This is a genomic window from Kitasatospora sp. NPDC088160, from assembly GCF_044741445.1.
GTDB lineage: Bacteria > Actinomycetota > Actinomycetes > Streptomycetales > Streptomycetaceae > Kitasatospora.
In genome coordinates, this window is record NZ_JBIUSS010000001.1 from 567,920 (window position 1) to 577,423 (window position 9,504).

Annotated in this window: 9 protein-coding genes and 1 rRNA gene; 5 read left to right on the forward strand and 5 right to left on the reverse strand. The window is 71.1% G+C overall.

The window, feature by feature from the left end:
* The first annotated feature begins 53 nt into the window (after window positions 1-53).
* Complete coding sequence (locus ACIOGZ_RS02385; RefSeq protein WP_363585898.1) at window positions 54-485, forward strand: MarR family transcriptional regulator; 432 nt, start codon at window positions 54-56, stop codon at window positions 483-485.
* A 62-nt stretch (window positions 486-547) separates the two neighbouring features.
* Here ACIOGZ_RS02385 and ACIOGZ_RS02390 read toward each other — a convergent pair whose 3' ends face one another.
* The 5 genes from ACIOGZ_RS02390 to ACIOGZ_RS02410 all read right to left on the reverse strand — a co-directional run bounded on the left by ACIOGZ_RS02390 (window position 548) and on the right by ACIOGZ_RS02410 (window position 5,038).
* Window positions 548-1,495, reverse strand: coding sequence for a M56 family metallopeptidase (locus ACIOGZ_RS02390; RefSeq protein ID WP_363585899.1), 948 nt, complete (start codon window positions 1,493-1,495; stop codon window positions 548-550).
* A 140-nt stretch (window positions 1,496-1,635) separates the two neighbouring features.
* Window positions 1,636-2,202, reverse strand: coding sequence for a DUF5134 domain-containing protein (locus ACIOGZ_RS02395; protein WP_400984465.1), 567 nt, complete (start codon window positions 2,200-2,202; stop codon window positions 1,636-1,638).
* A 207-nt stretch (window positions 2,203-2,409) separates the two neighbouring features.
* Window positions 2,410-3,165, reverse strand: a complete 756-nt coding sequence (locus ACIOGZ_RS02400; RefSeq protein ID WP_400984467.1) for an amino acid ABC transporter ATP-binding protein — start codon at window positions 3,163-3,165, stop codon at window positions 2,410-2,412.
* Window positions 3,162-3,983, reverse strand: coding sequence for an amino acid ABC transporter permease (locus ACIOGZ_RS02405; protein ID WP_350875703.1), 822 nt, complete (start codon window positions 3,981-3,983; stop codon window positions 3,162-3,164). The genes ACIOGZ_RS02400 and ACIOGZ_RS02405 overlap by 4 nt, the downstream gene beginning before the upstream one ends.
* 161 nt (window positions 3,984-4,144) lie before the next feature.
* Complete coding sequence (locus ACIOGZ_RS02410) at window positions 4,145-5,038, reverse strand: ABC transporter substrate-binding protein (protein ID WP_363585901.1); 894 nt, start codon at window positions 5,036-5,038, stop codon at window positions 4,145-4,147.
* Between the two features lie 516 nt (window positions 5,039-5,554).
* On the opposite strand from ACIOGZ_RS02410, the gene ACIOGZ_RS02415 reads away from it, so the two are divergent.
* The 4 genes from ACIOGZ_RS02415 to ACIOGZ_RS02430 form a co-directional block, all read left to right on the forward strand.
* Entirely contained in the window at window positions 5,555-6,955 is a 1,401-nt protein-coding gene (locus tag ACIOGZ_RS02415) for a DUF6421 family protein (protein ID WP_363585902.1), read from the forward strand.
* On the forward strand, window positions 6,952-7,710 hold the full coding sequence (locus ACIOGZ_RS02420; protein WP_350875646.1) for an SDR family NAD(P)-dependent oxidoreductase: 759 nt from the start codon (window positions 6,952-6,954) through the stop codon (window positions 7,708-7,710). The genes ACIOGZ_RS02415 and ACIOGZ_RS02420 overlap by 4 nt, the downstream gene beginning before the upstream one ends.
* Window positions 7,707-8,783 (forward strand): low specificity L-threonine aldolase, encoded by a 1,077-nt coding sequence (locus ACIOGZ_RS02425; protein WP_363585907.1) that lies wholly within the window; start codon window positions 7,707-7,709, stop codon window positions 8,781-8,783. The genes ACIOGZ_RS02420 and ACIOGZ_RS02425 overlap by 4 nt, the downstream gene beginning before the upstream one ends.
* Before the next feature lie 442 nt (window positions 8,784-9,225).
* A 16S ribosomal RNA gene (locus ACIOGZ_RS02430) occupies window positions 9,226-9,504 on the forward strand; the annotation flags it as partial.

The window sequence follows — 9,504 nt, forward strand, 5'->3', positions numbered from 1 at the left end:
AATGAATAAGATGTGAACACATAATTTTACGGCGCACGTGCTAGGGTGGCACCGTGGCTGATCTCGACTCCCCGGCGGAGGCCGGTCTCGTCGCGCAATGGCGCGACCTGCTGGCCCGGCATGCCGCCACGGCCTGCATGCTCGATCGCGAGCTGGGTGACAAGTGCGGACTGGGCGTGAGCGAGTTCGAGGTGCTGGAGCGCCTGGTGGAGGGGTGCCAGGGCGGCGGTCATGCGCTGCGGGCGCAGGAGCTGGCCCACACCGTCCACCTCAGCCAGAGCGCGCTGTCCCGGGTGATCGCCCGCTTGGAGAAGGGCGGGCTGGTCACCCGGGCGATGTGCGAGAGCGACCGGCGGGCCATCGTGATCACCCTGACCGGGACCGGTCGGGAGCGGTACGAGCAGGCCAGGCCGCTCCATCGCGAGGTGCTCGAACTGACCCTCGGCGCTCCGCTCGGGCCGCTGGGCGAGCCGCCGGCAAGCTGACCTGGTGTCAACTCGGTGGGCCGACGCCCGGATCGGACCTTTCCGAAGGGGTGCGGGCCTTCTCAGAGGAGCGAGGTCAGCCCCGGGGCGACGGCCAGCAGGACGGCCGCGGCAGGTGCGGCGAGGGCGACGACGGTGAGCCGCAGCCGGTGCGGGACGGACAGCCGAGGACGGCCCGCGAGCAGCCGGTCCACCCGCCGCGGGGACTGCGCCAGACCAGGCGGGCAGGAGCCGAACACCCCGCGGTCCAGGTTGAGTTCGGCCAGCGCGAGGGCGGTGGTGTGCCGGCCGTGCCGGCGCGCCGCCCGGTCGTCGGCCGCCAGCTCCACCAGTTCCTCCACCTGGGCCCGGAAGGCGCTGAACACGCCGACCCCGGGGAAGCCGGAGGCGAGCGCCTGTGCGCACTGCTGGAGCCAGTGGTGCCGGGCCCGGACGTGCCCGCGCTCGTGGCTCAGGACGGCGGCCAACTCCCGGTCGGTCAGCTGTTGGAGGGCGCCGGTGGTGACCACCAGGCGGGAGTCCGGGCCGGGCAGCGACCACGCCTCCGGGCGGACGTTCTCCAGCACCACCAGCCGCTCCCGGCGACTGCGGGCGGACGCGATGGCCTCGGGCAACTCCGGAGCACGGACCGTGAGTTGAGCATGTCGGTGGTCGCGGATCGCCTTCGCGGAACGGACTTCGCGGGTGAGCGCCAGCACCGTCTGCAGGCCGCCCGCCGCCAGCACCGCGGCGCACAGTCGGCCCCAGCCCTCGGCGTCCTGGAGGCCGTACGCGGCCTCGACGCCGTGCGGGGCGCCCGAGAACACCAGGGCGCGCAGTTCGGGCAGCGCGGCGGAGGCGGCCAGCAGCAGGCCCAGGACGCAGCACAGCAGCACGGCCACCACCAGGCACTGCCACGCCAGCAGCGCCAGCACCGGTTCGCGCTCCGCCCAGCGGGCCCGGGCCAGCAGCCGGGGCGCGACGGTCGAGAGCAGCAGTCCGAGCAGCAGCAGGCCGATCAGGGCAGTCATCGCATGGGCTCCCCGAGTACGCACGGAACGCGACAACGCGCTCCCTGCCAACCTATGCGCTGATGACGTCCGGAGGAACGGCTTTCGACCGGCCAGTGACCAACGCCACGTCAGGGATGGGCTCTTGGATCGATCCGGGCTCACATGGTCAGGAGCATGGCGAACATGCCGATGCCCATCGTGAGCCGGCAGGCCCGGGGCAGGCCGGCGGTGCCGAGTGCCACGGTCCCGGAGGCCGTGTGCAGGAGCCGGGTGCCGGCCCACAGGGAGTAGCCGCCGAAGTAGAGCAGGAGGGAGCCGGTCAGCAGCGGCGTGCCGGCGTCGGCGGCGTGGTGGTGATGGCCGGGGGTGGCGGTCATCGCGAGCGCCATGTACGTCATGGCGAGCGCACCGATCGCGTGGTGCAGCCGGTGTGCCCGGCGGGCCGGGGCGCGTACGGCGGCGAGCAGGAAGGTGGTGGCGGGGAGACCGAACACCCAGGCCCAGACGGTGGCCGGGACGGCGCCGCCGGTCACGGCCATGGCGGCCATGCCGAGCCCCATCAGGGCCTCGGCGGCGTCGGACTCCCGGGCGAGCAGGCGGCGGGCGCCGAAGTGGTGAGTGGTGTCGGCGACGCAGGGGGAGTGGCGCAGTCGGGTGAGGCAGTAGGCGCCGGCGGTGGCGGTGAGGAGCGCGAGCAGCCAGCTGATCAGCGAGGGTCCGTGCAACGGCGGCCTCCCGGGGCGGCGAGGGCGGGCGGCCGGCGGCGGTGCGGTGCGGCCCGCCACACCGTCGCCCGCCGACCGCGGTCTGGACGGTCGTCCAGTCCACGATCACCGCTGTGGCCGGGGCGCGGGCAGGGCGCGCACCGGGGCGCACAGTGGTGCCCCCGGTGTGCGGCCACCGGGCACACGCTCCGCCGCCCCGGCCGGTGCTCAGCCCGCGAGCCGCCCCGAGGCGACGACCCGGCTGAGGAACCGTCGCGTCCGCTCCTCCCGCGGATCGCCGAACACCTGCTCCGGCGGCCCCTGTTCGAGCACCACCCCGTCGTCCAGGAAGCAGACCTGGTCGGCCACCTCGCGCGCGAACCCCATCTCGTGGGTGGACAGGACCATCGTCATGCCCTGCTCCTTGAGGTCGCGCACCACCGAGAGCACCTCCCCGACCAGGACCGGGTCGAGCGCCGCGGTGATCTCGTCGAGCAGCAGCAGCCGGGGCCCGGTGGCCAGCGCCCGCACGATGGCGACGCGCTGCTGCTGTCCTCCGGAGAGCCGGTCCGGGTACTCCTTCGCCTTGGCCGCCAGCCCCAGCCGGTCGAGCAGCCCCAGCGCCTCCGCCTCCGCCTCGGCCCGCCCCCGTCCGTGCACCCGGCGGGGGGCGAGCGTGATGTTCTCCAGCACGGTCAGGTGCGGGAACAGGTTGTAGGACTGGAACACCACGCCGATCCGGAGGCGGACGGCGTCCTGGTCCGCGCGCGGGTCGGTGATCTCCTCCCCGTCCAGGAAGACCGCCCCGTCGTCGATCCCCTCCAGCAGGTTGACGCACCGCATCAGCGTGGACTTGCCGGAGCCGGACGCCCCGATCAGTGCCGTCACCGAGTGTTCGGGCACCGCGAACCCCACGTCGCGCAGCACCACCTGGCCGCCGAAGGTCTTGCGCACGGACTCCAGTCGGAGCACGTCCCCGCTCACACCGCACCTCCCTGGAACTGCCGACGGTTCGTCCGTGCGGTCAGCCAGTCGGCGAACCGCGTCAGCGGAATGGTCAGCACGATGAACACCAGTCCCGCCACCAGGTACGGCGTGAAGTTGAACGACCGGGCCGCGATGATCTTGGCCGCGTACACCGCGTCGATCGCCCCGCCGATCGACACCAGCCCGGTGTCCTTCTGCAGGCTGACCAGGTTGTTCAGCAGCGGCGGCACCACCCGCCGCACGGCCTGCGGGAGCACCACGTACCGCATCGCCTGCGCGTTGGTGAGCCCGAGCGACCGGGCCGCGGCCCGCTGGCTGGGGTGCACCGACTCGATGCCGGAGCGGAACACCTCCGACACGTAGGCGGAGTACGTCAGCACCAGCGCCGCCCCGCCGAGCACCAGCGGATCGGTGGTCACCCCGCCGAGCCGCAGCGCCGGCACCCCGGTGATCATCACCAGCAGGCAGATGATCATCGGCAGCCCGAGGAAGAAGTCCACGTACGCGGTGGCCAGCAGCCGCACCGGCAGGAACACCGGCCCGCGCAGCGTCCGCAGCACCGCGAGCAGCAGGCCGAACACCAGGATCAGGGCGCCGCAGCCGAGCATCAGCTCCAGGTTGAGCCGTAGCCCCTTCAGTACCTCGGGCAGCGCCTGGCGGGCGTAGTCGGCGTTGAAGAAGGTCTTCCGAGTCACCTCCCAGCCGGGGGAGTTGACGACCAGCAGGTAGAGCGCGACCGCCGTCGCCAGGGTCGACCCGGCGGCCATCAGCGCCGACCGGCGGGCCCGGCCGCGCCGGTACGCCTCGTGCGCCAGCCGCCGTTCGGACGGACGGTAGCCGTCGTCGTCCCCCTTGCCCCCGCCGCCGTCGAGGCCCTCCCCGTCGAGGTCACCCCCTTCGAGCCCCTTCCCGTCTCGGCCCTTCCCGTCCCGGCCCTTGGCGACCGACGCCGGACCGGCCGCCACCGCGTCGCCGCTCACTTGAGCACCGGTGCCGAGACGGCGTCGGAGAGCCACTGCTTCTCCAGCCTCGCGAGCGTGCCGTCGGAGCGCAGCGCGTCCACCGCCTGCGACACGCAGCCGGTCAGCTTCGAGCCCTTGTCCAGCACCAGGCCGAACTGTTCGCCCTGCGTGGCCCCCGCGAACTGGCCGACCACCTGCGCCTCCGGCACCTCGGCGCCGGTGATGTAGAAGGCCGTCGGCAGATCCACCACGAGCGCCTCGACCTGGCCGTTCTTCAGCGCGGCCTTCGCGAGGTCGTTGGAGTCGAACACGGCCGGCTGGACGCTCGGCTTGATCGTGTCGGTGATGGTGTCGAGGCTGGTGGTGCCGACCTGCGCGCCCAGCTTGGCGCCCTTCAGGTCGGCGATGCTCTTCGCGCCCGCCGCCTTGGAGTTCTTCAGCGCGATCACGGCCTGGCGCACGTCGTAGTAGCCGGAGGAGAAGTCGACGGCCTGCTTGCGCTCGTCACTGATGGACACCTGGTTGACGTCGAAGTCGAAGTCCTTGGCCCCGGGCGAGGTGGCCTTGCCGAACGGCGCGACCACCCAGCTGACCTTCTCCTTGGGGTAGCCCAGCTTCTCCGCCACCGCGAAGGCCACGGCGGACTCGAACCCCTTGCCGTTCTCCGGCTTGTCCTCGGTGAACCACGGGTCGTACGCGGGCTTGTCGGTGCCGACGGTCAGCGTCCCCGCCGTCCGGGTCGCCAGCGCGCCCGGTGCGCAGCCCGCGGCGGTACCGGCCGCACCCGAGGAGCCCGAGGCGGCGGCCCCGTCGGACTTGGCGTCCTGCGGCGCGCACGCGGTCAGCGCGGCGGCCGCGGCGAGCAGTGCGGCGAGGGGCAGTGCGGCGGACGGCTTGCGGATGGTCATGGCAGGGCTCCAGTGAGGAAGGGCCGGGCGGGACAGGGAGGAGGCAAGGGCCGGGTGGGACAGGGGAGGCGACGGGCGGGCCGGGGCCGGCCGCGGGCCCGGCGGGTCACTTCCCCCCGGTGGCGGCGCCGGAACACACACGGCATGGTCGGCGTACGGGCCCGCGTCCGCGGCGCCCTCCGAGCCGGATCAGCGACAGCGGCGGCAGAGGCCGCGCACGCGACAGCAGGCGTGACAACAAGAGGGCGCCCGGAAAAGGCCGATGTGGCACTCGGTCACCGTGATCACCGCCGGGAGCATGGCGGGAGGTTCGCATTCCGACAGTGCGTCTGTCCAGAACATCCAGATCCCTGTCCACATGGCGGACGCCCGGCCGGCGGGCCCGCGCCCCGGGGCCCCGCCAGGGGCTCGGCGGAGCCACGCCGAAGCTTTGTCGGTCGCGACCCCCTTGAACAGGAGAACCTTTCGTACTTATGGTGTCTCCGTTGAAATAACTCCTGTCGAAGTGAGTCCCCGATGCAGAATCTTTCGCCAAGGCTCGCTGCGGCGGCCGACGCCCCGGTCTCGACCCTCGCCGGCCACCCGGCCTGGCTGCGCCTGAAGGAGGCCGTCGAGACGCTGCGCCCGCTGCAGTCCAAGGACGGCTCGATCGACCTGTCCGCCGTCCAGCGGCACACCGTCGACCCGCTGCTGGCCACTGTCCGCGGCGCCGTCGAGGAGCTCGCCCCGCTGTTCCCGCACGACGCCGCCTACCTGGCCGCCGTCGACGCGGACCTGGCCAAGTGGGCCGACACCGGCTACCGGGAGCCCGACTTCCTGGACTCGCTGCTCGCCTTCCACCCCGCCGACCAGCGCGAGGACGGCCTGGAGCACCTCGTCGTCTTCCCGATGTACACGCAGAACGGCAACCCGGACCGCAACCTGGAAGCCGTCCTGCTGAGCGTCGTGTGGCCCGACTGGCTGGCCGAGCTGGAGCGGACCCGCTTCGACAACCCGATGTTCGTGCCGATCACCTTCACCGACTTCACGGCCGGCTACGACACCAACTCCGCCGTCCTCTTCCCCGAGACGGTGGCCGTGCGCAAGGCGCCGGAACGTTTCACCTGGGGCGGCATCTTCTGCGACCGCGAGGCCGCCCGCTTCCGCGCCGTCACCACCAGCGCCGTCCAGCAGCTCGGCCTGGAGATCCCGGCCGACGCCGAGGGCCTGCTCAAGGACCAGGACCGCGCGCAGGAGACCTTCGTCCTGTGGGACCTCGTCCACGACCGCACCCACAGCCACGGCGACCTGCCGTTCGACCCCTTCATGATCAAGCAGCGCAGCCCGTTCTGGATGTACGGCCTGGAGGAGCTCCGCTGCGACCTCACCACCTTCAAGGAGGCGGTGAAACTGGAGGCCGAGGGCAACACGCACGCCCGCGACGTCCAGTACGCGATCCTCTTCGACCGCCTGTTCCGCTTCCCGGTCAGCGGCGACCGCGTCCGCAACTACGACGGCATGGGCGGCCAGTTGCTCTTCGCCTACCTGCACAAGCACGACGCGCTGCGCTGGCGCGACAACCGCCTCAGCATCGACTGGGACCGGGCCCCGCAGGTCACCAACGCGCTCTGCGCCGAGATCGAGACCCTCTACCGCGACGGCATCGACCGGCCCAAGCCGGCCCACTGGATCGCCGCCTACCAGCTGGTCTCCCGCTACCTCACCCCGCACCCCGCCTCCACCTGGGCGAAGGGCTCCGAGGCGCTGCCGCTCGACATCACCGATGGCAAGGCCCTCAACAAGGCGCTGTGCGACGCGGTGCTCCCGGACGAGTTCCCGCTGAGCATGTTCTACGAGGCCCTGTCCAAGAAGCTCGGCGGCGTCATCGCCGCCACCGCCGGCATCACCGGCACCGGTATCCAGGGAGCCGCCGCGTGACCACGACCACCAAGTCCCCGCTGACCGGCAAGGTCATCGCCGTCGCCGGAGCCAGCGGCCCGGCCGGCCAGGCGGTGCTGCGCCGCCTCACCGCCGACGGCGCCACCGTGATCGGTGCCGACATCGACGCCCAGCGCCTCGAATCCGCGCTGGACGCCACCCGCATCGCCGTGCGCGGGGCCAAGGTCAGCGGACAGGTGATCGACCTGCTCGACCCGCAGGAGGTCCACGACTGGGCCGACCACCTGGAGGCCGAGCACGGCCATGTCGACGGTCTGTTCCACCTGGTCGGCGGCTGGCGCGGCAGCAAGACCTTCTTCGACACCCGCCTGGACGACTGGGACTTCCTGCACGACACCGTCGTGCGCACCCTCCAGCACACCTCGCTGGCCTTCCAGCCCGCCCTGGTCCGCAGCTCCGCCGGCCGCTACGCGATGATCTCCGCCGCCGCCGCGCACAAGCCCACCGCCGGCGGCGCCGCCTACGCGGCCGCCAAGGCTGCCACCGAGGCCTGGACCCTCGCCATGGCGGACTCCTTCAAGAAGGAGACCACCGCCCCCGACGGCGAGCCCACCGCAGCGGCTGCGATCCTGGTCATCAAGGCGCTGGTCAGCCCCGAAATGCGGGCCGAGAAGCCGGAGGCGAAGTTCGCCGGCTTCACCGACACCGCCGACCTCGCCGGACACCTGGCGGGCCTCTGGGACCGCCCCGCAGCAGAACTGAACGGACAGCACCTGTGGCTGACAGCCCGATGACCGACCTCACCCGTACGGACGCGGTACGGCGGCACGACCCCGCCGTCCGCGGCTTCGCCAGCGACAACTACGCCGGCGTGCACCCGGAGATCCTCGCCGCGATAGCCCTCGCCAACGGCGGCCACCAGATCGCCTACGGCGAGGACGACTACACGGCCCACCTCCAGGACGTCTTCCGCCGCCACTTCGGCGACAAGGCCGAGGCCCACCCCGTCTTCAACGGCACCGGCGCCAACGTGGTCGCCCTCCAGGCGCTGCTCCCGCGCTGGGGTGCCGTGGTCGCCGCCGAATCCGCCCACATCAACGTGGACGAGGGCGGCGCCCCGGAGAAGATGGGCGGCATCAAGCTGCTCACCGTCCCCACCCCGGACGGCAAGCTCACCCCCGAGCTGCTCGACCAGCAGGCCTGGGGCTTCGGCGACGAGCACCGCGCGCAGCCGCTCGCGGTCTCCATCACCCAGAGCACCGAGCTCGGCACCCTCTACACCGCCGACGAGATCCGTGCGATCACCGAGCACGCCCACCAGCTCGGCATGCTCGTCCACGTCGACGGCTCCCGCCTGGCCAACGCCGCCGCAGCGCTCGGCCTGCCGCTGCGCGCCTTCACCACGGACGTGGGCGTCGACGTGCTGTCCTTCGGCGGTACGAAGAACGGCCTGCTGTTCGGCGAGGTCGTGGTGGTGCTCAACCCCGAGCGGGTGCGGAACATCAAGTTCCTGCGCAAGACCTCGATGCAGCTCGCCTCGAAGATGCGCTTCCTCTCCGTCCAGTTCGAGGCGCTGCTCTCCGGCGACCTCTATCTGCGCAATGCCGGGCACGCCAATGCGATGGCCAGCCGGCTGGAGGCGGCCGTTCGCGGGATCGACGGCGTCGAGATCGTGCGCCCGGTCCAGGCGAACGCGGTGTTCGCGATCCTCCCGCGCGAGGTGAGCGAGCGGCTTCAGAAGCACTACCGCTTCTACTTCTGGAACGAGCACACCGGCGAGGTGCGCTGGATGTGCTCGTACGACACCACGGAGGCCGACATCGACGGCTTCGTGGCGGCCATCGCCGAGGAGATGGGCCGCGTCTGACGGCGCCTGAACATCGGATCGCCCCTGCCCGGGACCCCGGGCGGGGGCGATTTGCATGTGGCGGTCCTGTCCCCGTACAGTTCCGGAGTCGCCGCGAGAGAGCGGGGGCAAGCGGAAAGCGAATTCCGATGAATGAAACTCCGGAAAACGGAGCGGAAAACATCTGATAAGCTTGAAACACGAAAGAACGAAGCGCCCGGAGGGCCCGCTGGAAGGCGGTCCGAAGGAAGTGTCCGTTCCTTGAGAACTCAACAGCGTGCCAAAAGTCAACGCCAGATATGTTGACATCCTCGGCCTCGATCGTTTGATCGGGGTTGGAGATTCCTTTTGAAGTAAAACACTAGCGAGGACGCAGTGCGCGGGACCGCCCTATTCCGGTGGTTGCCGTGCCGCTCAACGCGGGTGCCGCCCGACGCTTTTAATTAAGCACTGCGGGTAGACATTCACGGAGAGTTTGATCCTGGCTCAGGACGAACGCTGGCGGCGTGCTTAACACATGCAAGTCGAACGGTGAAGCCCTTCGGGGTGGATCAGTGGCGAACGGGTGAGTAACACGTGGGCAATCTGCCCTGCACTCTGGGACAAGCCCTGGAAACGGGGTCTAATACCGGATATGACCTTCCTCTGCATGGGGGTTGGTGTAAAGCTCCGGCGGTGCAGGATGAGCCCGCGGCCTATCAGCTTGTTGGTGGGGTAATGGCCTACCAAGGCGACGACGGGT